This window comes from Pseudonocardia tropica, assembly GCF_040105315.1.
GTDB lineage: Bacteria > Actinomycetota > Actinomycetes > Mycobacteriales > Pseudonocardiaceae > Pseudonocardia > Pseudonocardia alni.
Genome location: NZ_JBEDNP010000009.1, coordinates 97373 through 122229, shown reverse-complemented (window position 1 = coordinate 122229; position 24857 = coordinate 97373). Strand labels below are relative to the sequence as shown.

20 protein-coding genes and 1 pseudogene are annotated in these 24857 nt (G+C 75.7%); 4 read left to right on the top strand and 17 right to left on the bottom strand.

Translation table 11 applies throughout. The features are described from left to right. Positions 1-80: 80 nt before the first annotated feature. The 6 genes and pseudogenes from WHI96_RS16470 to WHI96_RS16440 form a co-directional block, all read right to left on the bottom strand. The gene (locus tag WHI96_RS16470) at positions 81-215 is read right to left on the bottom strand and encodes a hypothetical protein (protein WP_345646174.1); all 135 of its coding nucleotides are present in this window, start codon (positions 213-215) and stop codon (positions 81-83) included. Positions 216-461: 246 nt separating this feature from the next. After that, positions 462-836, bottom strand: a complete 375-nt coding sequence (locus WHI96_RS16465; protein ID WP_345646177.1) for a hypothetical protein — start codon at positions 834-836, stop codon at positions 462-464. Between the two features lie 156 nt (positions 837-992). Beyond that, complete coding sequence (locus WHI96_RS16460) at positions 993-2495, bottom strand: tripartite tricarboxylate transporter permease (protein WP_345646180.1); 1503 nt, start codon at positions 2493-2495, stop codon at positions 993-995. Positions 2496-2511: 16 nt separating this feature from the next. Further along, positions 2512-3036, bottom strand: coding sequence for a tripartite tricarboxylate transporter TctB family protein (locus WHI96_RS16455; RefSeq protein ID WP_345646183.1), 525 nt, complete (start codon positions 3034-3036; stop codon positions 2512-2514). Next, positions 3033-3995 (bottom strand): Bug family tripartite tricarboxylate transporter substrate binding protein, encoded by a 963-nt coding sequence (locus tag WHI96_RS16450; RefSeq protein WP_345646186.1) that lies wholly within the window; start codon positions 3993-3995, stop codon positions 3033-3035. The genes WHI96_RS16455 and WHI96_RS16450 overlap by 4 nt, the downstream gene beginning before the upstream one ends. A gap of 243 nt (positions 3996-4238) precedes the next feature. Continuing rightward, positions 4239-5263, bottom strand: a pseudogene (locus tag WHI96_RS16440) (Bug family tripartite tricarboxylate transporter substrate binding protein). 144 nt (positions 5264-5407) lie between these two features. Here WHI96_RS16440 and WHI96_RS16435 point away from each other — a divergent pair. Together WHI96_RS16435 and WHI96_RS16430 are read left to right on the top strand one after the other, a co-directional pair. Next, positions 5408-7045 carry a sensor histidine kinase gene (locus tag WHI96_RS16435; protein WP_345646192.1) on the top strand — a complete coding sequence of 546 codons (1638 nt, stop codon included), beginning with the start codon at positions 5408-5410 and terminating at the stop codon, positions 7043-7045. Further along, positions 7042-7740 carry a response regulator gene (locus WHI96_RS16430; protein ID WP_345646194.1) on the top strand — a complete coding sequence of 233 codons (699 nt, stop codon included), beginning with the start codon at positions 7042-7044 and terminating at the stop codon, positions 7738-7740. Before WHI96_RS16435 ends, WHI96_RS16430 begins: the two co-directional genes overlap by 4 nt. On the opposite strand, the gene WHI96_RS16425 is transcribed toward WHI96_RS16430, so the two are convergent. From WHI96_RS16425 to WHI96_RS16410, 4 genes are all read right to left on the bottom strand, one after another. After that, the gene (locus WHI96_RS16425; RefSeq protein WP_345646197.1) at positions 7722-8822 is read right to left on the bottom strand and encodes an alpha/beta fold hydrolase; all 1101 of its coding nucleotides are present in this window, start codon (positions 8820-8822) and stop codon (positions 7722-7724) included. The genes WHI96_RS16430 and WHI96_RS16425 overlap by 19 nt on opposite strands. Positions 8823-9027: 205 nt before the next feature. Further along, positions 9028-9339, bottom strand: coding sequence for an integration host factor, actinobacterial type (mihF, locus tag WHI96_RS16420; RefSeq protein WP_020621796.1), 312 nt, complete (start codon positions 9337-9339; stop codon positions 9028-9030). Positions 9340-9586: 247 nt separating this feature from the next. Further along, entirely contained in the window at positions 9587-10030 is a 444-nt protein-coding gene (locus WHI96_RS16415) for a nuclear transport factor 2 family protein (protein ID WP_345646201.1), read from the bottom strand. A 91-nt stretch (positions 10031-10121) separates the two neighbouring features. Further along, entirely contained in the window at positions 10122-11552 is a 1431-nt protein-coding gene (locus WHI96_RS16410; protein ID WP_345646204.1) for an NAD(P)/FAD-dependent oxidoreductase, read from the bottom strand. A gap of 261 nt (positions 11553-11813) precedes the next feature. Between WHI96_RS16410 and WHI96_RS16405 the strand changes: the two genes are divergently transcribed. Continuing rightward, positions 11814-13451 (top strand): asparagine synthase-related protein, encoded by a 1638-nt coding sequence (locus tag WHI96_RS16405; protein ID WP_345646207.1) that lies wholly within the window; start codon positions 11814-11816, stop codon positions 13449-13451. Positions 13452-13693: 242 nt separating this feature from the next. Here WHI96_RS16405 and WHI96_RS16400 read toward each other — a convergent pair whose 3' ends face one another. The 3 genes from WHI96_RS16400 to WHI96_RS16390 all read right to left on the bottom strand — a co-directional run bounded on the left by WHI96_RS16400 (position 13694) and on the right by WHI96_RS16390 (position 19155). Further along, positions 13694-16399 carry an LCP family protein gene (locus WHI96_RS16400; RefSeq protein ID WP_345646210.1) on the bottom strand — a complete coding sequence of 902 codons (2706 nt, stop codon included), beginning with the start codon at positions 16397-16399 and terminating at the stop codon, positions 13694-13696. Positions 16400-16982: 583 nt separating this feature from the next. Further along, positions 16983-17987, bottom strand: coding sequence for a hypothetical protein (locus tag WHI96_RS16395; RefSeq protein ID WP_345646214.1), 1005 nt, complete (start codon positions 17985-17987; stop codon positions 16983-16985). Between the two features lie 103 nt (positions 17988-18090). Beyond that, positions 18091-19155, bottom strand: coding sequence for a LytR/AlgR family response regulator transcription factor (locus tag WHI96_RS16390; RefSeq protein ID WP_345646217.1), 1065 nt, complete (start codon positions 19153-19155; stop codon positions 18091-18093). Positions 19156-19568: 413 nt separating this feature from the next. Between WHI96_RS16390 and mftD the strand changes: the two genes are divergently transcribed. After that, positions 19569-20786 carry a pre-mycofactocin synthase MftD gene (gene mftD, locus WHI96_RS16385; protein WP_345646220.1) on the top strand — a complete coding sequence of 406 codons (1218 nt, stop codon included), beginning with the start codon at positions 19569-19571 and terminating at the stop codon, positions 20784-20786. Between the two features lie 57 nt (positions 20787-20843). On the opposite strand, the gene WHI96_RS16380 is transcribed toward mftD, so the two are convergent. From WHI96_RS16380 to WHI96_RS16365, 4 genes are all read right to left on the bottom strand, one after another. Further along, positions 20844-21737, bottom strand: coding sequence for an oxidoreductase (locus tag WHI96_RS16380; RefSeq protein ID WP_345646223.1), 894 nt, complete (start codon positions 21735-21737; stop codon positions 20844-20846). 79 nt (positions 21738-21816) lie between these two features. Next, positions 21817-23223, bottom strand: coding sequence for a PepSY-associated TM helix domain-containing protein (locus tag WHI96_RS16375; protein ID WP_345646225.1), 1407 nt, complete (start codon positions 23221-23223; stop codon positions 21817-21819). Beyond that, positions 23220-24050, bottom strand: coding sequence for a DUF5134 domain-containing protein (locus tag WHI96_RS16370; RefSeq protein ID WP_345646228.1), 831 nt, complete (start codon positions 24048-24050; stop codon positions 23220-23222). Before WHI96_RS16370 ends, WHI96_RS16375 begins: the two co-directional genes overlap by 4 nt. A 179-nt stretch (positions 24051-24229) precedes the next feature. Next, complete coding sequence (locus WHI96_RS16365; RefSeq protein WP_345646231.1) at positions 24230-24823, bottom strand: sigma-70 family RNA polymerase sigma factor; 594 nt, start codon at positions 24821-24823, stop codon at positions 24230-24232. Between the last annotated feature and the right edge of the window lie 34 nt (positions 24824-24857).

Sequence of the window (24857 nt, the reverse complement as noted above, 5' to 3'; positions counted from 1 at the left end):
GCAGGAAGCCGGTCACGTTCCCACCGAACCCGCGGAGCCGGTTGTTGTCAACCGGATGCCGGGGAGATCACCACGGGTCCTCACCGGCGGACCGGGTCGACCCCGAGCAGGCCGTGCGCCGGCCCGCCGAGCAGCCCCACGAGCCGGTGCTGGTCCGGGCCGGTGCGGAGGAACAGCGTCGACCGGATCGCGCCGATGCAGGCGTGCACCAGCACGCGCCCTCACCGGGACCGACGGGGAACGCGATCTGCGGGCGGCCGTCGCCGCCGTCGCGGCCGTCTACGGCGGGCTCGGGCTGCCGAGGTCGTGGTGACGGGTGCCGACGCGCTCGACCGGAACCTGACCGGGCGCGTCGACGTCGCCGATGCGCCCGGCCGCAGCGCCGCCGCCCGGCCACGGGCGCCGGGCCGGTCGCGGACCCGCCGCGGGGTCTCGGTGATCGCCACCGGCCCGGGATCGCGCTACGACACGGTCGGCGCCGCTCCTGCGGGCGGATCGTCCGCACGCGGTGGGGTGACCGTCGCCGCGTCGGTGCAGGCGAGCAGCGCACCGGCGAGCGGGCCGCGCCCGGCGACGAGCTCGACGACCCGCGGGTCGTAGCCGCGGACCTCGATGAACCGGGCGGCGTCGCGCTGCGGGTCCCCGGTCCGGCGGGCGACCGGCGAGTGCCCGATGGGGTGCAGCACCGCGGCGGTCATCAGCAGGTCCCGGTCGTGCCCGCCGTCCTCGGCGGCGGCGCGGGCCGCGATCGCCGCCCGCTGCGCACGCTCCCACAGCTCCGGGCGCTGGTGGGCCAGCAGCGTCTCGGCGAGCGCGCGGGCGGCGTCGAACCCCATGACCCGATCCTGCCCCACCCCGCCGTGACGTGATCCGCTGCGCGCGGTGATCCGTGCCGCGCGTGCGTCCGGACGCGCGCGGCGCACGGATCACCGCGCGCACGACGACGCCCCCGCGGCCGGTGCGGCCGCGGGGGCGTCGGGGCACCGACCGGGTCAGACCCGCTCGGAGTCGCGGCGCTGGGCGCGGACGGCGCGGAGCACGACCGGGGCGACCAGCAGGATCGCGATCAGCGAGTACACGACGATCGCGAGCGGTGTGGAGACCAGGGTGGTGACGTCGCCGTCGGCGATCTGCAGGGCGCGGCGCAGCTGCAGCTCCGCGTCCGGGCCGAGGATGACGCCGATGATCGCCGGCAGCACCGGCAGCCCGAACCGGCGCATCAGGAACCCGATGCCGCCGATCGCGAGCAGCACCAGCAGGTCGACCGGCTGGCCGGACACCGCGTAGGCGCCGACGCAGGCGAAGAACAGGATGCCCGCGTACAGGTACGGCCGCGGGATCCGCAGCAGCGTCGCCCAGGCCGGGGCCAGCGGCAGGTTCAGCACCAGCAGCATGACCAGGCCGATGAACAGGCTCGCGATGAGCGTCCAGACCAGGTCCGGCTCCTTCTGGAACAGCAGCGGGCCGGGCTGGATGCCGAACTGCTGGAACGCGGCGAGCATGACGGCGGCGATCGCCGTCGTCGGCAGGCCGAGGGTCAGCATCGTCGCCAGCGTCCCCGCCGACGACGCGCTGGCCGCGGACTCCGGCCCGGCGACGCCCTCGATGGCGCCCTTCCCGAACTGCTCCGGGTGCTTCGACAGCTTCCGCTCGGTCACGTACGCCATGAACGTCGACATCTCGGCGCCGCCGGCCGGGATCGAGCCGAACCCGAACCCGATGAACGGTCCGCGCAGCCACGGCTTCCACGTGCGCTTCAGGTCCTCGCGGCCCAGCCACGGACGGCCGACCGGGATGACCTCCTGCGGGCGTCGCCGCAGGTGCGCGGCGACCCAGAGCGCCTCGCCGATCGCGAACAGCCCGACCGCGACGATGATGACGTCGATGCCGTCGGCCAGCTGCGGCACCCCGAAGGTGAGCCGCGGCTGCCCGGAGATCGGGTCGAGCCCGACCAGGCCGATCGTCAGGCCCAGGGCGAGCGCGGCGAACCCGCGGACCCGCGAGGCGCCCAGCACGCCGCTGACGGCGACGAAGGCCAGCACCATGATCGCGAAGTAGTCCGGTGCGCCGATGTCGACCGCCACCGAGGCGATCAGCGGGGCGACCAGGACCAGCCCGGTCACGCCGACGATGCCGCCGATGAAGTGCCCGATCGCGGCGGTGGCGAGCGCCTGGGCGCCGCGCCCGGACTTCGCCATCGGGTTGCCCTCGATGGCCGCCATCACCGAGGCGGACTCACCGGGGGTGTTCAGCAGGATCGACGTCGTCGACCCGCCGAACATCGCCCCGAAGTAGATGCCGGCGAACATGATGAACGCGCCGGTCGGGTCGAACGCGTAGGTCACCGGCAGCAGCAGTGCCACCGCCATCGCCGGGCCGATGCCCGGCAGCACGCCGATCGCGGTGCCGAGCAGCACCCCGAACGCGGCGAACAGCAGGTTCTGCGGGGTCAGCGCGTGCGCGAACCCGTTCATGAGGAGGTCGAACGTGCCCATCAGCACTGCACCTCGATCATCCCGGTACCCCCATCAGCGGGCCGCCCGGGAGGTCGACGCCGAGCACCGCGTCGAACAGGACCCAGGTCAGCAGGGAGACCCCGGCGGCGATGCCGAGGTCGCGGAGCACCGCGCGCGAGCCGAGCGCGTACGTGGCGCCGGCGAACAGGACGGTCCCGGCGATCGGCCAGCCGGCCACCGGGATCAGCGCCGCGGTCGCGACGATCACCCCGGCCAGCATCCCGACCGTGCGCAGGTCCATGGCGGTGTCGAGGTCGACGTCCTCGCCGCCCTCGGCCTCGCCGCGGCCGCCGCGCAGCACGTCGACGGTCAGCAGCGCCGCCAGGACCAGCAGCGCCGTGCCGAGCGCGAACGCGACGGTGCGGGGTCCGAGCGGGTCGGACGCGGTGCCGCCGCCGCCCTCGGCGAGGGTGTCGCCGAGCACCAGCAGGCCGGTGAGGGCCAGCAGCACCGACACACCCAGCTCGGAGTGCTCGGACCACCACGAGCGAGTGGTCCCGGTGTCCCCGACGGTCGTCACGTCAGCCCCAGCCCGGTCAGCACCCGCTCGACGCGGGCGTCCTCCTCGGCCAGGAACCGGCCGAACTCCGGCCCCGGCAGGTACGCGTCCTGCCAGCCGTTGCGTGCCAGCACCTCCCGCCACTCCGGTGTCGCGTGCAGGTCGGCGTAGGCGCGCTCCAGCTCGGCGACGCCCTCGGGGTCCAGCCCCGGCGGCGCGACGACGCCGCGCCAGTTGGTGAACTCGACGTCGATGCCGGACTCGCGCAGCGTCGGCGCGTCGAGGCCGGGGACCCGCTCGCCCGCGGTCACCGCGAGCACCCGCAGGTCGCCGGAGGCGACCTGGTCGGCGAACTCGCCGAGCCCGGACACCCCGAACGCGACCTTGCCGCCGAGGACCGAGGCGAGCAGCTCGCCGCCGCCGTCGTAGGAGACGTAGTTGACCGTGCGCGGATCCACCCCGGCGCCCTCGGCCATCAGCATCGGGGCCAGGTGGTCCGGACCGCCGGGGGAGGATCCGCCGCCGACCGGGGTCCTCCCGGGGGCCGACCGCCAGGCGGCCAACAGGTCGCCGAGGTTCCGGTAGGGCGAGTCACCGGGGACGACGACGATCTCGGTCTCCTCGGTGAGCCGCGCGACCGGCGTGGTCTGCTCGAGCGTGACCGGCGAGTCGTTGGAGTACACGCTGCCGACCACGCCCAGGCCCATGCTCATCACGAGCCGGTCGTCCCCGGCCTCGTTGACGGTCCGGCCGAGCCCGACCGTGCCGCCCGCACCGGGCAGGTTGACGACCTCGACCGACCCGGTCAGCCCGGCGTCCTCCATGGCCTTGGCCGCGCTGCGGGCGGTGACGTCGTAGCCGCCGCCGGGGGCGTTCGGGACCAGCATCCGCAGTCCGCGGAGCTGGGTGCCGTCGCCGCCGCCGCCGATAGCGCCCACCGCGGGCGGGACGAGGAGCAGGGCGGCCAGGACGGCCACCACCGTGCCGAGGAGGGGTCCGACCCGGGGCCGCGGCACGGGCGGCGTGGGGTCGTCCGGCGCGGGCCGGTGCTGCGAGGGCGGTTCCTGCGACTGCGGAGGGGCCGTCGACTGGGGCATGTGCGTCCGATCTCACCGTTGCGAAGCGAACGCGGTGAAGTGTGCGGACCCACCCGCCCCGTGTCTCGGTAACGACCACAACGGTCCTTGTGGTCGTTTCGGTCATCGCGGACCGGGACCGCGGGGTCAGCGTGACCGCAGGCCCAGCTCACCCAGGACGTGCTCCACCCGCTCGTTCTCGGCGGCGGTGAACCGGGCGAAGTCCGCGCCCGGGAGCCAGGCGTCGTGCCACCCGTTCGCGGCCAGCACCTGCCGCCACTCGGGGGTGTCGCGCATCGCGGCGACGGCGTCGGCCAGCGCGGCGCGGTCGGCGTCGGGCAGGCCGGGCGGCGCGACCAGCCCCCGCCAGTTGCTGAACTCGACGTCCACCCCGGACTCGCGCAGCGTCGGCACGCCGAGGCCGGGGACCCGCTCGCCCGCGGTCACCGCGAGCACCCGCAGGTCACCGGACCCGATCTGGTCGGCGAACTCGCCCACCCCGGACACCGCGAAGGCCACCTCGCCGCGCAGCACCGCCGCGAGCAGCGGACCGCCGCCCTCGTAGGACACGTAGCGGACCCGGGCGGCGCGATGCCGGTGCCCTCGGCGAGCAGCATCGTGGCGAGGTGGTCCGGCCCACCCACGGTCGAGCCGCCGCCGACGGTGAGTCCGCCGGGGGCGGCGCGCCAGGCGTCGAGCAGCGCGCGGACGTCGCGGTAGGGCGAGTCCGCGGGCACGACGACGATCTCCGACTCCTCGGTCAGCCGCGCGATCGGCGTGGTGTCGGCCAGCGAGAGCGGGGTGTCGCGGGAGGCGGTCGCCCCGACGATCCCGAGCCCCATGCTCATCAGGAGCCTGCCGTTGCCTGCCTCGCCCTCGACCCGGCCGAGCCCGGCGATCCCGCCGGCGCCGGACAGGTTGAACACCTCGACCGGGCCGGTGATCCCGTTGTCGGACAGCACCTTCGCCGCGCTGCGGGCGGTGACGTCGTAGCCGCCGCCGGGTGGATTGGGGACCAGGATCCGCAGGTCGGACAACGGCCGCGGCCCGTCGGTGAGCACGATCGGGACGACGACCGCGGCGAGGGCCAGCACGAGCACCGCGACCAGCGCGACGACCGGACCCCGGCGGGCGACCGGTGGCCCGCCGGGCCGCGTCACCGTCCCCGCCATGTCCACCCGCCCGTCGCCGTGCCGCCGCCGGTGAGTCTGCGCGTCCGCGGCCGGGCCGGTCCACCGAGGGTGAGCCGCGCGACGCGTCGTGGTCCCACCGCCTCGCGTGGCCGCCGCCGTCGCCGTGCGTCCTACGCTGGGCGCATGCGACGGCGCGCCGGGGGCACGGGCGGACCGCTGGCCCGCCAGTTCCTCGTCTGGCAGCTGGTGGTCGTGCTCGTGCTGCTCGGCGCGGTCGCGGCGCTGGCCGCGGTGCAGTCCTCGGAGTCGTTCCGCGAGACCCAGGGACGCCGGATGCTGTCGGTCGCCGAGGACGTCGCGTCCGTGCCGACCGTCCGCGAGGCGTTGCAGACCCGCCGCTACGACCTGCTGCCGTCGTTCGCCCGCAGCGCGGAGAACCTGTCCGGGGCCGACGAGATCGAGATCGTCGACGCCGGGCTGGTCGTGCGCACCTCGCCGGACCCGTCCCGGGTCCGGCAGCGCTTCGACCCCGGTGCCAGCACCGCGCCGCAGGGCCGGGCCTGGGTCGGCAACCCCGACGGGCGCACCGTCGTCGCCCAGGTGCCGGTGATCGACGACCGCGGCGCCGTCGCCGGGCTGGTGTCGGCCGGGATCCGCGCGCCGTCGCTGTGGGAGTCCCTCGCCGGGGCCCGCGCGGAGACCGGCGCGCTGCTCGGGCTGGCGCTGGGCGTCGGCGTCCTCGGGTCGCTGCTGCTGGCCCGGCGGGTCCGCCGCCAGACCCTCGGCCTGGAGCCCGACGAGATCGTCGAGCTGGTACAGCGCCGCGAGGCGATGCTGCTCGGGATCAAGGAGGGCGTCGTCGGGCTGGACACCGCGGACCGGATCACCCTGCTCAACCCGGTCGCCCGCGAGCTGCTGGAGCTGCCCGGCGCCCGGGAGGGCGACGCCGTCGCCGACCTGGGCCTCGACGACCGGCTCCGCGAGGTCCTCACCGGTGCCGCCGACGGCGAGGACCAGCTCGTGCTGCGCGACACCCGGGCCCTGGTGCTCAACCGCCGCCCGGTCCGCGTCGACGGCCGCGACGTGGGCGCCGTGGTCACGCTGCGGGACCGCACCGAGCTCACCACCCTGCAGCACCGGCTCGACGCCTCGCACACCGTCACCGACACCCTGCGCGCCCAGGCCCACGAGTTCTCCAACCGGCTGCACACCATCGCCGGGCTCACCGAGCTCGGCGAGCACGACGAGGTGCGCCGGTTCGTCGCCGGGATCGTCGCCGCCTCGGAGGGGTGGCGCCGCGAGGTCACCGCCAGCGTCGGCGACCCGGCGACGGCCGCGCTGCTCGTCGCGAAGAACAGCCAGGCCGCCGAGCGCGGCGTCGAGCTGGCCCTGGACCCGGAGTCCCGGCTCGACCCGACCGACCCCGACCACGACCCGGACCTGTCCGCCGACCTCGTGACCGTGCTCGGCAACCTGATCGACAACGCGATCGACGCGACCGCCGGGCGGGACGGCCCGCGCCGGATCGAGATCGGGCTCGCCGGCGGCGGCGACACCGACGGCGACGAGGTCTGGGTCGAGGTCCGCGACTCCGGCCCCGGGATCGCCTCCGAGCTGGCCGAGGAGGTGTTCCGGGCCGGCTACTCGACCAAGGCCGCCGAGATCGGCGGCCGCGGGCTCGGCCTGGCCCTGGCCCGGCAGGCGTGCCTGCGCCGGGGTGGCACCATCGCGGTGCGGCCGGCACCGGCGGGCCGCGTCGGTGCGGTGTTCGAGGCGGTGCTGCCGGTGCTGCCGGTGGCGCCGACGGGGGTGCGGGTGTGAGGGTCCTGGTCGTCGACGACGACTTCATGGTCGCGAAGGTCCACTCCGGCTACGTGGAGCGGATCGCGGACTGCACCGTGGTCGGCGTCGCGCACAACGGCGCCGACGCCCTCGACGCCGCCGCCCGGCTCCGCCCGGAGCTGGTGCTGCTCGACGTCTACCTCCCCGACATGTCCGGCCTGGAGGTGCTGACGCGGCTGCGCACCGGGGCCTCCGACGACCCGTTCGTGCTGGTCGTGACCGCGGCCGACGACTCCGACACGGTCGCCGCCGCCCTGCACGGCGGTGCGCTGCACTACCTGGTCAAGCCGTTCGACTCCGCCGCGCTCGCCGCCCAGGTGCACCGGGCGACGCGGATCCGGCGCGACCTGGACCGGGTCCGCGACCAGTCCGACATCGACCGGCTCTTCGGCGGCACCGGTGCCGCCCCGGCCCGCACCCCCGGCGGCCCGGAACGGATGCCGAAGGGGCTGACCACCCCGACCGCGGAGCTCGTCGCGGGCACCCTGCGCGAGCACTCGGGGTCCGGGCCCGAGGCGGACCTGTCGGCGACCGAGTGCGCCGAGGCCACCCGGCTGTCGCGGGTCAGCGCACGCCGCTACCTGGAGCACTTCGTGTCGACCGGGCAGGTCACCGTACGGCTGCGCTACGGCGGCACCGGCCGCCCGGAGCGCCGCTACCGCTGGGTCGGCTGACCGGCCCCCCGCAGCGCCTCCGCCCGCGATGCCGCGGGGTGGGCCGCCGCCCGCTGTGTCGCCGGGTCGGCCTCCGCCCGCTGTGCCGCCGGGTCGGCCTCCGCCCGCTGTGCCGCCGGGTCGGCCTCCGCCCGCTGTGCCGCCGGGTCGGCCTCCGCCCGCTGTGCCGCCCGGTCGGCCTCCGGCCGCTGTGCCGCCCGGTCGGCCTCCGCCTCCTCGGCCTCGGCGGCGTGCTCCAGCAGCACCCCCGCGATCGGCTCGCACAGCAGGTCCGGCAGGGCGTGCCCCATCCCGTCCACCGTGACGAGCTGCGCGGCCGCCCCGATCCGCGCCGCCAGGTGGTCGGCGTGCGGCGGCGGGTGCACCGGGTCCTTCGGCGCCTCGACGACGAGCGTCGGCACCGTGACCGAGCCCAGCTCGGCGCCGCGGTCCAGCCCGTCGAGGTCGGCCTGGGCGTGCGCGGTGCACGGCTCGACCCGCCCGGTGTGGTCCATGATCCGCCGCTCGCGCGCGGCGAACTCCGCGGTGTCGAACGGCAGCACCCCGCCGGAGACGCGTCGCCAGTACTCGACCCGCCAGGCCAGCTCCCCGGCCTCGTCGCGCGGGTCGCCCAGCTCCTGCCACATCCGCAGCACGTCCCGGGTCGGGCCGGGCAGGTCGGCGTCGCCGGTGTCGAGCGCCGCGGTGCACAGCAGCGTCGCGCTGACCATGCGGTCCGGCGCGTCGAGCGCGAGCAGCTGGACCAGCGTCCCGCCCAGCGACATCCCGACCAGGTGCGCCCGGTCGATCCCGCAGCCGTCGAGCACCGCGAGCGCGTCGGTCGCCAGGTCGGCGACCGCGTAGGGCCGGTCCTCGAACGCGTGGGTGGAGCGTCCGGTGTCGCGGTGGTCGTAGCGGACCACCCGGTGCCGCTCGCGCAGCACCTCGACCAGCGCGTCCGGCCAGCCGTACCCGGCCGAGCCCGCCCCGTTCACCAGCAGCACCGGCGCCGCCGGCGTCGGCCGGTGTGCGGGCAGGTCCTGCACCCAGAGGGTCACGCCCGGCTCGGTCTCGACCTCGCGTACGGTGCCGGCGATCTCCACATGCGCAGGCTGCCAGACCGGTGACGACCCGCCTCCGCCGACCGGGTGGGGCATCGGCCCGGTGTGCGGGGAACGCCGGTCACGGGCGTCCGGGAGTACCCGTCCTGCGCCGGGCCACGGCCTCACCGGAGCCTGACCCCGGAACGCGCGACGGCCCGGTCCGCACGGGGTGCGTACCGGGCCGTCGCGAGGCGCTGGGGGAGGGTCAGCCGACCTTCTCGATCAGCGCGGCGCGCTGACGGTCGCCGAGGCCGGCGGCACGGCGCGACACGTCGATGCCGGCCTCCTCCATCACCTTGGAGACCTTCGCCGGGCCCCAGCCCGGGACGCTCTTGAGCAGGTCCGCGACCTTGGTCTTGCCGACGATCTGGTCGGTCTTCGCGCGACCCAGCACAGCGGGGATGGTCTCCTCGCCGCTGGCGATCTTGTCGCGGAGCTCCTTGCGGGCGGTACGGGCCGCAGCCGCCTTCTTGAGCGCCTCGGCGCGCTGCTCCGGGGTCAGGGTGGGCAGAGCCATCGCTGACAACTCCTCTCGGTTCACGCACCCCGCTCACCGGGGTGGACTGCCATCTCCGATCGCGGTACAGACTGGCAGAGACACCCTCACGACCTGCGGGAACCCCCTCCACAGGGCGTGTCGGCCCCGTTCCGGGGCCTCGGGGACGCTGCTCACCGCATCCGGGCGACCGCCCGTCGCACCGCGCCGGTCCCGGACTGTTGCCGCAGGTCAGCGGCATGAAGAGCCGGAAACGGTGACGGTGGGCTCAGGCCCCGAGCACGGAGCGCAGCCCCGCGACGTCCCAGAGGGTGCGGACCTCGTCGATCCGGCCCTGCCGCACCCGCACCAGCTGCACCGCCAGCACCTCCGCCGGGCGCCCGGTCGGGGCGAGACCGGGCAGCAGCCACGGCAGCTCCCGGTCGTGGGTGAAGCCGACGCGGACCTCGTCGACCACCCGGCGGACGTCGACGGTGCGCGACATCCGGGTCCGGGTCAGCCCGGACGGCCGGGCCGCGGCGACGGCGGCCAGGTGCGCGGCGACCGCGTCCCGGCCGTGGCCCCCGGCGCCGGTGGGCAGCTCGGTCCAGCTCACGTCGGCGGCCAGCGCGGCCGTCGCCGGGCCGGGGTCGCACGCGCCGTAGAGCGCGTCGGCGGCGGTGTCCCAGAGCCGTGCGACGTCGCGCATCAGGACCTGCATCGCCGGGGTCACCCGATCACGGTGCCACGCCGTGACCCACCCGCGCACGCGACGACGCCCGGGGGCGCGTGCCCCCGGGCGTCGGTCGTGGTGCGTGGCCGGCTCAGGCCGTGGCGGCCGGGCGTTCCTCGGGCGCGGGCGGCGCGCCGGGCGAGATCCGCGGGTCCAGCTCGGCGCGGTCGTCGGTCTCCTCGCCCAGCGGCTTCTCCGGGTCGACCGCCTTGTCGTAGGAGGCGGTGACGCTGATCAGCCGGTGCCCGCGGAAGCGGGCGTAGCGCAGCGACCGCAGCCAGTTGTAGAGGGTGCCGACGCGGTTGCCCCAGCCGACCAGGAACGCCACGTGCACGTAGCACCAGATGAAGTACCCGAGCCAGCCGGTGACCTTGATGCCGCGGACGTCGGCGACGGCCTCGCGGGCGCCGATGGTGGCCATCGAGCCCTTGTCGAAGTACTTGAACGGGGCCGGGGTGGTGTCGTCGCCCTTCGCCCGTGCCTTGATCAGCCTGCCGACGTAGGTGCCCTGCTGCATCGCCACCTGTGCGACGCCGGGCAGCCGGTCGATGGTGGAGACCATGTCGCCGATCGCGAACACGTCGCGGCGGTCCGGCAGGCTGCAGTCCGGGTCGACGGTGAGACGGCCCGCTCGGTCCGCCTCGCCGCCGGAGGCCTTGGCCAGCAGCTCACCCAGCGGCGACGCCTGGACGCCCGCTGCCCACACCTTGGTGCGGGCGGCGATGCGCTCCTCGCCGTTCGGGCCCTTCACCGTGATGGAGTCGGCGTCCATCCCGGTCGCCATGGTGTTCAGGCGGACCTCGACGCCCTTCTTCTCCAGGGTCTTACGCGTGTAGTTCTGCAGCTTCTTCGCGAACGGCGGGAGCACCGCGGGCGCCGCGTCGAGCAGAATGATCTTCGCGGAGCGGGTGTCGATCGACCGGTACTCACGCGGCAGCACGTACTGGGCCAGCTCGGCGAGCTGGCCGGCGAGCTCGACGCCGGTGGGGCCTGCGCCGACGACCACGAAGGTCATCCACGCCTGCTTCTCCTCCTCGGTCGTCGCGACCTCGGCGAGCTCGTAGGCACCCAGGATGCGCGAGCGCAGCAGCCGGGCGTCCTCGATCGACTTCATGCCGGGCGCGTGCTCGGCCCACTCCGGGTGTCCGAAGTAGGCGTGCGTGGCGCCCGCCGCGACGACGAGGGTGTCGTAGGGCAGCACGATCCGCTGCCCGTCCGGCGCGGCCGCGTGGACGACCTTGGTCTCGAGGTCGATGTCGCCGACCTCGGCGAGCAGGGTGCGCACGTTGGTCTGCTTCTTCAGCACCCGGCGCAGGGGCGGGGCGATCAGGCCGGGGGACAGGATGCCGGTCGCCACCTGGTAGAGCAGCGGCTGGAAGAGGTGGTGATTCGTGCGGTCGACGATCGTCACGTCGACATCGGCGCCCTTGAGCGCCTTGGCGGCCTGCACACCGCCGAACCCTCCGCCGACGATCACGACCTTGTGCCGGCCCTGCCGCTCGTCGTGCTCTGCCGTGCTCACCTGAGTCCGCCCCTCGTCGGTCGGTCCTGGCGCGGCATCACCGCGCGCCTGCTCGACGGCCGGTGTCGGTCCCCGCCTCCGGACCCTGAGTCCTGGTGTCGGCGGTGGCCGGCGGCCGTCCTGGCCGGTCTCCGACCGTACGAACCCACGGCCGCCGGGGCAATTCGGATCGCTCCGGAAACGCCTTTCAGAGTCCGAACTCACACGGTGGGGGAGCAGAAGCCGGGTGCGGGCTCGCACGACCGTGCGACGATGGGGCCCATGTGCGGGATCGTGGCTGCGTTCGGTGGACCCACGGCGTGGCCGGGCGGTGAGCCCGCCGACCCCGGGAAGTACGAGCGGATGCTCGCCCGGGTGGCGCACCGCGGGCCCGACGACACCGGCGTCCAGGTCGTCGGGCACACCTGGCTCGGCCACCAGCGCCTGTCGATCATGGACGTCAGCGGTGGGCACCAGCCGATGTCCGATGCCGCCCGCACCGCGTGGATCGTCGGCAACGGCGAGATCTACAACCACGAGCGCATCGCCAAGGCGTTCCCGGACGGCACGGTGCGCACCAAGTCCGACACCGAGGCCGCGCTGCACGCGGTGATGTGGGACGGCCAGGCCGCGGTCGCCTCGTTGAACGGCATGTTCGCCGTCGCCATGGGGCGCACCGACGGCGCCGGGCTCGTCGCCAGGGACCCGTTCGGCGTGAAGCCGCTGTACTGGGTGCCGCCGGTAGAGCTCCGTCACGGCGACGGCGGTGCGGCCGGGGCTGTCCCCTACACCGCGCCCGACCCGTCGGAGACGGTGCTGTTCGCCAGCGAGCTCCGCGCGTTCGACCCCGAGGACCGCCCGCACGTGCGCTCGTTCCCGCCCGGCTGCCTGTGGAGCCCGTCGTCGGGGCTGGTGCGGTTCGCCGACGCCGTGCCGGTCGAGGTCCGCCCGGCGCGCCGCGCGATCCGCCCCGGCTGGGACGACGCCGACCTGTCCCGGGTGCGCGAGGCCGTGGTGTCCGCGGTGCGTCGCCGGATGATGTCCGACGTCGGGGTCGGTGTGTTCCTGTCCGGTGGCCTCGACTCGGCGCTGGTCGCGGCCATCGCCGCGCAGGAGGCCCGGGCCCGCGGCGAGCAGCTGCCGACCTTCGCCGTCGGGACCGCCGAGTCCGGCGACCTGATCGCGGCCCGCAAGGTCGCCGCGCACATCGGGTCGGACCACCACGAGATCCTGGTGACCCCCGAGGACATCGCCGAGGCGCTCGACCACGCCGTCGAGGTCATCGAGCACTACGACCCGGCCCTGGTCCGCAGCGCGGTGCCCAACCTGATCCTCGCCCGCGAGGCGGCGAAGAAGGTCAAGGTCGTGCTCACCGGGGAGGGCGCCGACGAGCTGTTCGCCGGCTACTCCTACATCCACGGTCCCGAGTACGCCGACCCGGACACCCTGCAGGCGGAGCTGGTCCGCTCGCTGGAGCAGCTGCACCACCTCAACCTGCAGCGCTGCGACCGCACCACCATGTACTTCGGGCTGGAGGCCCGCGAGCCGTTCCTCGACTCCGGCCTGGTCCGGGCCGCGCTGGCGCTGCCGCCGGAGTGGAAGCAGTGTCCCGACGGCCGCCCCGAGAAGGCGATCCTGCGCGAGGCGTTCGAGGGCTGGCTGCCCGAGGACCTGCTGTGGCGCGGCAAGGAGCAGTTCGGCGACGGCTCCGGTGCCGGCACCGTGCTCGCCGAGCTGGCCGCCCGCAAGGCCGCCGCCGCGGCCGGGGCCGGGGCCGGGGTGACCGACGGGGTGCCCGAGCACCCGTCCGACTCCTGGCCGCTGCGCAGCGAGGAGGAGGTCCTCTATCACGGGATCTGGCGGTCCCGCTTCGACGGGATCCGGCCCGACCACGTGCTCGGGGCGTTCGCGACGGCCTGAGCGGCGCTCGGGCCCGGGCCGCCCGGTCGGCGCGTGCCGCGTCGGCGTGCCCGGGCGTCGGCGACGCGCTTCTCCAGGTCGACCTCGGAGCGAGCCGAGGATCTGCGGCGGGGTGGTGCAGCGGGCCCGCACCCACGGTCCGCGGCCGTCGCCGCCGACGGCCGGCCGGTAGCGGACCGCAGCCGTCTGCGCCACAGCTGCCGCCGGTCGCCCCCGGTACGGCGTGCCGGGCTGCGGCGGGCTCAGTTCTGGTCGGGACGGAGGCCGTCGACCTGGTCGGAGCCGGAGACCCCGATCGAGCCGGTCCCGGACGGGTCCTGCGACGTGCCGGGCTCGCCCCCGGCGGGGACGTCGGCCGCGCCGGTCGCCGCGCAGGACTCCTCGACCGACTGCGGCAGCGCCGCGGCCGGGTCGGGGGTCGGCGACGCGCTCGCCGAGGAGGACCGCGACGACTCCGTGCTCGGGGACGGCTGCGTCGTCGGGGCGGCGAGCGCCGGTGCGGTCCCGGGCGCCGGTTCCGGGGCCGGGTCGGCGATGGCGTTGCGGACGACCTCGCGCATGTAGGAGACGTCGGGGTCGGCGGTGACGAAGTAGCCCGTCGAGGAGTTCGGGTCCGGCAGCGACGGGTCGAACGCGACGCTCTCCAGCCGGAAACCCTCGTCGGCCAGGATTGCCAGCGCGGGCAGCACCTGCTGCGGCATGTCGGTGGCGACGTTGTCCCGGGTCACCGCGGCGATGCTCTGGAACCGGGAGATCAGCTCGGTCGCGGTCGTCTGCGAGATGACGGCCTGGATGAGGCAGCGCTGGCGGCCCATCCGCTGGTAGTCGGTGCCGTCACGGCGGGAGCGGGCGAACCACAGCGCGTCCTCGCCGCCCAGGTTCTGCACCCCGGGGCTGATGTAGCGGTCCGGGGTGACGTGCCTGCCGAACGCGGTGACGCCACCGACCGGGATCGGCTCGGGCCCGACGTTCACGGTGACCCCGCCGACGGCGTCGATCATCGAGGAGAACCCGGCCATGTTGACCTCGAGGTAGTAGTCCAGCGGCAGGCCGGTCATGTACGCGATCGAGGACTGGAGCAGGTTGATGCCCGGCGAGGACGTCGGTCCCGGCGGCGCGACCTCCGGGTGCTGCTCGGCGTAGGCGTAGACGGCGTTGAGCAGGTAGTCGCCCGACAGCGGCTGCGACGGGTCGTGGAAGCCGTTCGGGAACGTCTCCGCGGCCGGGCTGCCCGGCGGGAACTCGGCCCGCTGGATGTTGCGGGGCAGGCTGAACAGCGTCGTCCGGCCGGAACGCGTGTCGATGCTGGCGACCATCATGGTGTCGGTGCGGGTACCGGTCCGGTCGTCGCCGGCGTCGCTGCCCAGCAGCAGCACGTTCAGCCGGGCCTTGCCCAGCGCCTCGGCCGCGGACGTCCCGCCGCCCTGGAACAGCGAGTTCAGCAGCCCGCGCTGGGAGTTCACCAGCTCGATGCCGAAGCCGAACGGCACGGCGACGGTGAGGCACATCAGGGCCGCGGTCCCGGTGCCGAGGATCTTCCGGCCGAGCGGCATCCCGCGCGGCCGGGCGAGCGCGTAGGTCCGCGCGACCTGGGCGATCCAGGCGATCCCGGCGACCACCAGCGCGCCCGCGATGACGGTCAGCGTGGTCGTCGACAGCAGGTTCTGGAGCAGCGTCGAGCGCCGGGCCAGGAGCACCAGCGCCGCCAGCGCGACGATGATCGCGACCAGCGTGCCGAGGATCAGCCCACCGGTACGACGGCGGCGCAGCGCGAGGTGGCCGCTGCCGGGCACCACGGTGGACGCCGCGGTGAGGCCGAGCGCGGCGGCGAGGGTGCGCCGCGCGGGGTCGGGTGCGGTCGACGGGCCGGCGGGCGGGGACAGCGTGGTGTCCGCGTCGCGCGCGTCGCCGCGGCCGTCCCGGGCGGAGCGGTCCCTCCCGGACGCCGCGGATCCCGAGGCGGCCGAGGCTGCCGTGGCGGTGCCTGCCGCGGCACCGGCGGCGAGGTCGGTGTGCGGTGGCCGCGGAGGAGCGGGGCGTGCGGTGTCGCGCGGGGCTTCCGGCGCGGACCCGCCCGGACCGGCCGGGCGCGCGTCGGCGGGACGTTCCTGCGGGCCGTCCGGTCTGCCGGTGTCGGGCCTGCCGGGGGCGCCGTCCGGGCGGACGGCGCCGGACGACCGCGCACCGGGGGGCGGCGCGGTGGCACCGCCGGGCCGCCCGGTCACGGCGGGACGACCCGGTACGGCCTGCGGGCCGGTGTCGGGCCGGCCGCCGGACCGCGGGTCGGGACCACCGGGACGGGGCTCACCGGGGCGCCGGGGGCCACCCGGGGGCACCGGCCCCGGGCCCGCCTGTCCCGGGCCGGCCTGTCCCGGACCGCCGGGGACCGAGGGGCCCCCGGGCCGCGGCGGTGCGTCCGGGCGCGAACCCGCGGGCGCGGACGCACCGGCACCACCGGACACGGGGCCACCGGACACGGGGCCACCGGACACGGGGCCACCGGACACGGCACCACCGGGACGGCCGCCGGGCACCGCGCGACCGGGACGGTCACCGGGTGCGGCGCCGCCGGGTACGGAGCCACCGGGACGGTCGCCGGGCCGGCGCGGGACGACCGGCAGCTCGCCGCTGAGCCGGGCCGCGCGGTCGCGCTCCTCCGGCGGGGCGTCGGGCTCGGACGCGCGGTGCCGCCGGTGCTCCGCGGCGGTGTCCGGCCGGCCGGGGACCTTCACGGTCTCACCGATGCCACGACGGGTCGCGCGGAGGGAGCGGATGTCGGTGGGCCTGCTGTCGCTGTGCCCACCACGGCCCGGGATCTCCTCCCGGGGCGAGCGGGGCGACCAGGCGGCGGCCCGCCGGGCCGCGGCGCGGGCCTCGCGCTCGCGCCGGGGGAGCCAGGACTCGTCCTCGGCGGGACGCCCGGCACCGTCCGGCGGGCCGGGGGGCATGCCACCGGGACTGGTCCCGGGGCGCGGGTCACCGGCGGGCGGGCGTGGCGCACCGGGGGCGGGCGGACCGGGTCCTCGCCGGGGGCCCGACGGCTGCTCCCGGGGAGGCCTGCCGGACTGCGGGGGTCTGCGGTCACCGGGCCTGCCGGACTGCGGGGCCGGGGGCCCGCCGGGCCCGGACGGGGGTGCGGCACCGCCACGGGCGGGCGGCGGCGGGGTGTCGCGACGGTCGTGCGGCGGTGGGGTCTCACCGTGGTCCCGGGGCGGGGTGCCGCGCCGGGCCTCGTCCCGGAGGTGCGGGCGGTCGTCGCGGCGGGCGCGCTCGGGAGGGCCGGGTCGTCGTGGCCGGTCCGGACCGGCCGGGCGGGAGCCCTCCTGCGGTCGTTCGTCCACCCGGGGCACCCCCCTTCACTGGTCGGCACGGGCGGGGTGGCCGCGCCGTGCGGAGGAGCCGCGGCACGTGCCTGCGCACCCGGCGGCGACGACGGCGCTCGGGTCCCGGTGAGGGTACTTGCCGTGATCACGATCTCGGTGAGCGGCCACCCACCCCGGTGGGTGGCGTCGGACAGGGTGGACATACCCGTCACTGGTACGACACGAAGACGGGTGACTCGGGCCGGACGGCGTAGGTCTCGCGCGGGGTGAAGGTCGGCTCGTCCTCGTCGATGAAGTTCTTCCAGCCCCACCACAGACCCGGCGGGCGGGGCGCGGCGTGCAGCGCGTTCCAGGTCTCGGTCTTCTCCTCGCGGGTGCCGTAGCCGTCGGCGTGCAGCACGGTCGCGAGCTCGCGGTGGGAGGTGACCACGGTCTGCCGGTCGGAGATCATCGAGACCCGGAACTGGTGGATCAGGAACACCTTCTGCGGCAGCTTCTCCTCCCGTACCAGCCCGGCCAGCCACTCCGAGGTCCGGTTGATCTCGGCCGCGGTCACCGAGCCGACCTGCACGCCGTGGCGCTGGCCCGGCTTCAGCCGCCACTCGGGGTCGAGCGCGAGCCCGACGTGCGGCTGCGCGAGCAGCTCGGCGTAGCGCTTCGCCTGGGTCGGGAAGTCGGTGGTCCCGGGCTGCAGGTCCAGCACCACGTAGACCCCGGCCTTCCCTGCCTGCTCGACCCACGGCCGCAGCTCGTCGACGCTCATCTCCGCCGAGTAGTCGCCGTCCGGGCCGGGGGCGCGGTCGGCGACCGTCGTGATGATCTCGAACGCCGGCACGACGGGCTCGCGTACGAGCGGCTGGAAGTCGGCGGCGAGGTCCTTCGCGCGGGCGATCGAGCGCGGCAGGTCCTGCTCGCCGAGCACCCCCATCGACGGGGTGCCCGGGTGGCCGTAGAGCGCGGCCATCCGGCGGCCCGGGAAGACCTCGGTGCCACCACCGGGCAGCTCCGGCGCCGCGGGCGCGGTGGAGGTGGGCGCCGGTCGCGCGGGGGACGGCGGGGCGGCCGGGGCCGGGGCGGCGCTCGCGGAGCAGCCCCCGACCAGCGCGCAGGCGGTCAGCAGCGCCACGAGCAGCGCCGGCGGACGCGGGCGCCGCGCGGGGCGACGACGGTTCGTGACGAACAGGACCTGCGAGGACTCACCCGAGATGGACACCGGTCACCAGGTTAGGTGACAGGATCGCGCACGGCAGGACGGACGGTCACCAGGAGTGTCGGGCGCGCGACGGAGCGTGGCGGGCGCGACCACCCGCCCCGGATCAGCGCGGGAGGACGGGTCCGTCCGGGCCGTCCTCGGGTCCACGCTGCGGACGCGGCGGACGGCCCCGCAGGATCCGCTTGAGACCCGCGGTGTGCCGCCGGCTGACGGGCAGCTCGACCGCGCCCGGCCCGTTGCCGAGGCGGACCACGTACCCCGACCCGGACATGCGCAGCTCGGTGATCAGTGGCAGCGACACCAGATAGGCGCGGTGGATCCGCACGAACCCGGCCTCCCCCCAGCGGTCCTCCAGCACCGAGACCGGGATCCGGACCAGGTGGCTGCCCTCGTTGGTGTGCAACCGGGCGTAGTCGCCCTGGGCCTCGACGAACCGGATCGAGGAGCGGGGGACCAGTTTGGTGGTGCCGGCCAGCTCGACCGGCACGACCTCGTCGTCGGTGGTCGCGGCGGGGGCGCCCCGGCGGGCTGCCGCGGGATCGGGCCTGCCGCCCTGTTCGACGCCGTGGCGCGGCGGTGCCGGGGGCCGACCGCTCTCGGCCCGGCGGGCCGCACGCAGCGCCATGGTGCGGTCCAGCGAGCCGGACAGCCGCTCGGTGCGCAGCGGCTTGAGCAGGTAGTCGACGGCGCCGACCTCGTAGGCGTCGACGGCGCGGTCGTCGTGGGCGGTCACGAACACCACCGGCGGCGGGTCGGCCATCGCGTTCAGCACCCGGGCGAGCTCCAGGCCGTCGAGGCCGGGCATCCGGATGTCGAGGAACACGACGTCGACGGTCGGGGTGTTCGCGTCGGCCTGCGAGCCGTGCAGGATGCGCAGCGCCTCCGTGGCGTCCGGCGCGGTCAGTACGGTCGCGACCCGCTGGTCCTCGCCGAGCAGGTGCGCCAGCTCCAGCAGGGCCGGCTCCTCGTCGTCGACGGCGAGGACGGTGAGCCGTGTCCCCGCCGGGGCGGCGAGCGGTGGTTGCGGCGGCTCCGGGGCGCGGAGCTGTCCCGGAACCCCGATGGGCCGGTGGTTGCTCGCGGCGCCGTACCCGGGCTGCAGCACGTGGCCGACCGGGCCGGCGGGCGTCGCGCCCGAAGCGTGCCCACCCCGCGCGTGGCTGTACACGGCTCCTCCTTGCCGCGGGCACACCGCCCGCTGACCGGTGACTGCGGGCACACCGTATCGAGACAGCGGAGCGTCACCGACGGCCGGTCCGGCCTCGCGTCCCACACGATCCGGGGTGGGCCGTCGGAGTGGGTGCGACAGCGGAGCGTCACGAGTCGTGGCAGCCGGTCGTGGACGCGGTGCGTCGTCCGGCCGTGGAAGGGGCCGGGAACGGCATCGTGGCTGGTCGGGCGGAGGGTCGTTCCCCCGCCGATCGGACGGGCTGCGGGCGGGTGCCATTGTGGCACTCGGTGCCGAAACGCTACCGTGCGGTGAGAACCGCCACGTGGGACCGTCTCGTACCGGTCGGCGTGTCGGACCCGGCCGCGACCGACGATGGCCGGACGCAAACCTCCGACTGCGAAGGGGCAGGCATGGCGAGCACGAAGGACTGGTTCGAGACGGTCGCGGAGGCACAGCGACGGGCGCGCAAGCGCCTGCCGAAGTCGGTCTACTACGCGCTGGTCGCCGGTGCGGAGCAGGGGATCACGCTGGCGGACAACGTCGCCGCCTTCGATGAGCTCGGCTTCCGCCCGCACATCGCGGGACTGCCGCCGCAGCGGGACCAGAAGACCACCGTGATGGGCCAGGAGATCGACCTCCCGGTCCTGATCTCGCCGACCGGCGTCCAGGCCGTCGACCCGGAGGGCGAGGTCGCCGTCGCACGGGCGGCGCACAGCTCCAACATCCAGAACCCGCTCAACCCCGAGCAGACCGTGTCGACGGCGATGGGCCTGTCGTCGTTCGCGTCCCGTTCGGTCGAGGACGTCTGCGCCGTCCACGACAAGGTCTTCTTCCAGGTCTACTGGGCCGGGTCGAAGGAGGACATCCTCGAGCGCGCCCTGCGCGCGAAGCGGGCGGGCGCCAAGGGTCTCATCGTGACCCTGGACTGGACCTTCGCCACCCGCCGCGACTGGGGCAGCCCGCCCATCCCGGAGAAGGTCGACGTCAAGGCCGCGCTGCAGTTCGCGCCCGAGATGATCACCAAGCCGCGCTACCTGCTCGACTGGGCGAAGTCCGGGAAGATCCCGGACCTGAAGGCCCCGAACATGGCGCCCCCCGGCGGCGGTGACGCCCCCACCTTCTTCGGCGCCTACGGCGTCTGGTGGACCACTCCGCTGCCGACCTGGGACGACGTCGCCTGGCTCCGCGAGAAGTGGGGCGGCCCGTTCATGGTCAAGGGCATCATGCACCCCGACGACGCGCGTCGTGCCGTCGACGCGGGCGCCACCGCGGTCTCGGTGTCCAACCACGGCGGCAACAACCTCGACGGCACCCCGGCCGCGATCCGGGCGCTGCCCGCGATCGTCGACGCCGTCGGGGACCAGATCGAGGTCGTGATGGACGGCGGCATCCGCCGCGGCGCCGACGTCGTCAAGGCGCTCGCGCTCGGTGCCCGCGCGGTCCTGATCGGCCGCGCGTACCTGTGGGGCATGGCCGCGCAGGGCGAGCGCGGGGTCACCAACGTCCTGTCGATCCTCTACAAGGGAATCGACGAGGCGCTGCTGGGCCTGGGCAAGAAGTCGATCCACGAGCTCTCCCGCGACGACCTGATCATCCCGGAGAACTTCACCCGCGTCTCGAAGCTCTGAGACACCGGGGTGGTGCGGGGGCCCGGCGCGACCCGGCCCCCCCCCACCACCGTCGGCTCACAGCGGGTACGTGACCCGGGTCAGCTCCTCGGCACGCTCCCAGAGCGCCCGCTGCATCCGGCGGTCGTGCGAGGCCGCTGTCGACCCCACCGGGCGCGGGTTGCCGCGTGCCTCGCCGATCCCGTCGGGTCCGATGTAGGCGCCGCCCGGCAGGTCCGGCACGGTCGATGCGAACAGCGTCGGCAGCGCCCCGGTCGACGCCGGCTGGGCGACCAGCGGGGTGAACACCGACATGACCGCGTCCTGGAAGGACTCGGTGCGCCCCATCAGGTTGGTGGAGGACAGGCCCGGGTGGGCGGCCATCGACCGCAGCCGCGACCCGGCGGCGACGAACCGGTGCTCCAGCTCGTAGGCGAACATCAGGCAGGCGAGCTTCGACTGGCCGTAGGCGGTCCAGCGCTCGTAGCGGCGGCGCTCGAAGTTCAGGTCGTCGACGCCGATCCGGCCCATCCGGTGGGCGAGGCTGGACAGCGTCACGACGCGCTCGGTGATCCGGTCGGCCAGCAGCCCGGTCAGCGCGAAGTGGCCGAGGAAGTTGACCCCGAGCTGGGTCTCGAAGCCGTCCGCGGTGCGGGAGAACGGCACCGCCATCAGTCCGGCGTTGTTGACCAGCACGTCGGCGGTGCCCTCGAACCCGGCGGCGAACTCGCGTACCGAGGTGAGGTCGGCCAGGTCGAGCCGGCGTACCGAGGCCGCACCGCCGAGCTCGGCGGCGATCTCCTCGCCGCGCGTGGTGTTCCGCACGGCCAGCACGACGCGTGCACCGGCGTGCACCAGGGCCCGGGCGGTCTCCAGCCCGAGGCCGCTGGTGGCGCCGGTGACGATCACGGTCCTGCCCTGCTGGGGCGGGATGTCCGCCGTCGTCCAGGGGGCGGGTGAGGTCCGGAACACGGGAGGACTCCTTCGCGGGGAACAGTTCCCGGGGGCTACCCGCTCCGGCCGGGTCCCACCCGCCCGCGCCCCGGACGGGTCAGCCCGCCACCTCGGCGGCCGGCCGGTCCCGCCGGGCCGCGACCAGGGCGTCGACGAGCAGGAACACGATCAGCGAGACCCCCAGCACCGGCAGCACCAGCCCGGCCACCACCGCGGCCAGCCCGACCAGCGCCACCGCGGCGGGGGAGGGCCGCTCCCGGGACCCGGGCGGCCCGGCCGGCCCACGCGACCCGTCCGGCCGGGTCGGCCTGCGCAGCCACCACATCCGGTAGCCCCACACGACCAGCACGACCACGGCCGACGCGAGCGCGGCGAGCGCGACCAGGTTGACGGTGCCGAACAGCAGGCCCATGTGCGCGTCGATGCCCCAGCGGGCGAGCTTCGCCGCGACCGGCCAGTCCGCGAAGGCGAGCCGGTCGGTGACCGTCCCGGTCGCCGGGTCCACCGCCACGGAGTCCTGCTGCGACGGCCAGCTGCGCACGGTCTGCTGGACCGTCCAGGCCTCCCCGGCCTCGCCGGGGGTGAGCTCGACCGGTCCGGCGAGGCCGTCGGCGCGCGCGGCGTCGAGGACCCGCTGGGCGACGGCGGGGACCGCCCGCGGGGCGACCGGTGCCGTCGCGGCACCGGTCACGGGCGCGGCCGCGTCGCCACCGGGGGCGGGCAGCGTGCTGCTGACCGACGGCGTCGTCCAGTCCAGGGCGGTGCGCAGCGCACCCACGTTGGCCCCGGCGAACTGCGACCAGGTCAGTCCGGTCGCGGCGAGGAACAGGAACCCGACCGAGGCCCAGACGCCCACCGCGCCGTGCCAGGACCGCAGCCGTGACCGCGACGACCCGCCGGTCCGCGGCAGCAGCCGCTCGCGGCGACGTCGTACCCGGCGGGTCACCTGCACCACGAGGCCGGACAGGGTGAGCACGGCCAGCCAGGACGCCGCGAGCTCGGTGTAGACCTGGCCGGGCGCGCCCAGCAGCAGTGAGCGGTGCAGGTTGTCGATCACCCCGCGGGCGGGGAGCCACTCGCCGTAGGTGTCGAGGGTGGCCCGCACCTGCGCGGTGTACGGGTCGACGAACACCGTGCGGGAGTAGCTCTCGGCCAGGTCGGCGTCGAACGACACCCGGGTCGTCGCGCCGGGCTCGCGCGACGGCCGGATCTCGGTGACGGGCAGGCCCGGCTGGGTCGCGACGGCCGCCTCGACCTGCCGGGACAGCGGGAGTTCCGGGCCGCTGACCGGGGCGGTCAGCGCGTCGGCGTACATCCAGCGCTCGATCGGCGGCGACAGCGTGTAGAGCAGTCCCGTCAGCGCCGCGACCAGCAGGAACGGGCCGACGAACAGGCCCGCGTAGAAGTGGATCCGGGTGACGAGGCCCTGCAGGCCCCGGAACAGCGGGGGTCGCTCCGGCGGCGGGACGGGCGTCCCGGGCCGGGTGTCGAGGCCGGCGCTCACCAGCCCGCCACCATCGCCGCGAGCATGACGACCATGCCGACGCTCATCGCGGCGTGGCAGGCGGCGTCCGAGCGCGCGCCCAGCCGGCCCGCCGGCCGCGCGGGCGTCCCGACCCGCTCGGCGAGCGCGGTGGCCGTTGCCGCTGTCTGTGCGGGTGCCGCCTGCGGGGCCTGCGCGGAACCGGCCTGCGGGGCCGCCGCGGGGTCGGCGCAGTCGCAGGCGGCCGGGTCGATCGCGGCACCGGCCGCGCGTGCGTCGTCGGGGGTCAGCGGGTCCCCGGCGTCGCGGTCGTGGCTCAGCGCGCGGGCACCCCAGTACCCGGCGGCGGCCAGCAGCACCGCGCACAGCGCCACGGTCACCGCGACCGCCCACCCGGCCGGGCCCGCCGCGTGGGCCGTCCCGGACATGTCCATGGTGTCGCCGCCGTGGTGGGCGTGGACACCGCCGCCGCCCGCGGCCTCCACCGGCGAGGCCATGATCAGCGGCATCGCGGCGAGCATCCAGACCATCGCCGCGGCCATCAGCGCGTGCGCCGCGCCCGCGACCCGCCCCGACGTCCCGCAGGGCACCCCGCGCGACGCGGTGACCAGGAAGAACACGCCCAGTACGCCGAACAGGACGATCTGGGTCCACAGCCCGGCGCTGCCGGACCAGGTCCAGATCATGACGACCATCGCCGCGCTCATCAGCAGGTGTGCGAGCTCCGCGGTGCGGTGCGCGGCGGAGCTGCGCTCCGAGACCGCGGCGGCCCAGCGGGTCAGTGCGTAGAACGCGGTGGCGGCGAACACCGCCGTCAGGGCCCAGGCCAGCGGCAACGACGAGATCACAGGTACTCCTCGGGGGCGGTGGAGATGCGGGGGCGCACGCCGGGAGTGGTCGCCGGCGGGGCCCGTCCGGTTCCCGCCGGCACCGCTCCGGTGGGTGCGACGCCGGTCACTCCCGTCGTGACGGTCGGGGCCGGCGGTCGGTGCGGCGGCCCGGTGGGACGCGTCGGGTGCGGCGCGGCTCAGGGGCGGGCGGCGCGCCGGACGCCGGGGGCGGGCGCCCCGGCGGTCCCGTCCTCGCCGAGCGCGCGCAGCAGGTCCTCGCGGGCCCGGGCGACCCGGGACCGGATGGTGCCGACCGGGCAGCCGCAGACCTGCGCGGCCTCGGCGTAGCCCAGGTCCAGGACCTGGGTCAGGACGAACGCCTCGCGGCGGTCGTCGGGCAGCGCGTCGACCAGCGTCCGCAGCAGGACGGCCTCCTGCGCGCCGGTGCGGGGCACCGCGCGCTCGAGCACCTCCTGGGTGTCCTCGCCGAGGTCGCGCACCCGCGGCCGGCGGACCGCGGTGCGCACCGCGTCGACGGCGACCCGGCGGGCGACCGACAGCAGCCAGGTGCGGGCGGTGGAGCGGCCCGCGAACGAGGGCAGCGACCGCAGGGCCCGCAGGAACGTCTCCTGCGCGAGGTCCTCGGCGTCGTCGCGGCCGGCGAGGTGGACGAGGAAGCGGTGGACGTCGACCTGGGTCGCCCGCACGAACTCGGCGAGCGCGACGGTGTCACCGGCACCCGCGGCCAACGCCCACGCCGTCACGGTGGCGTCGTCGTGGCGTTCGGGCACGCTGGTCACGGTAGCCGTCGGCCGTGCGGGGCAG

Coding starts and splice junctions, on each gene's coding strand:
- WHI96_RS16460 (WP_345646180.1), bottom strand. CDS start 2,495: ATGGGCACGTTCGACCTCCTCATGAACGGGTTCGCGCACGCGCTGACC.
- mftD (WP_345646220.1), top strand. CDS start 19,569: ATGGCGAGCACGAAGGACTGGTTCGAGACGGTCGCGGAGGCACAGCGA.
- WHI96_RS16465 (WP_345646177.1), bottom strand. CDS start 836: ATGGGGTTCGACGCCGCCCGCGCGCTCGCCGAGACGCTGCTGGCCCAC.
- WHI96_RS16400 (WP_345646210.1), bottom strand. CDS start 16,399: ATGCCCCCCGGCCCGCCGGACGGTGCCGGGCGTCCCGCCGAGGACGAG.
- mihF (WP_020621796.1), bottom strand. CDS start 9,339: ATGGCTCTGCCCACCCTGACCCCGGAGCAGCGCGCCGAGGCGCTCAAG.
- WHI96_RS16435 (WP_345646192.1), top strand. CDS start 5,408: ATGCGACGGCGCGCCGGGGGCACGGGCGGACCGCTGGCCCGCCAGTTC.
- WHI96_RS16405 (WP_345646207.1), top strand. CDS start 11,814: ATGTGCGGGATCGTGGCTGCGTTCGGTGGACCCACGGCGTGGCCGGGC.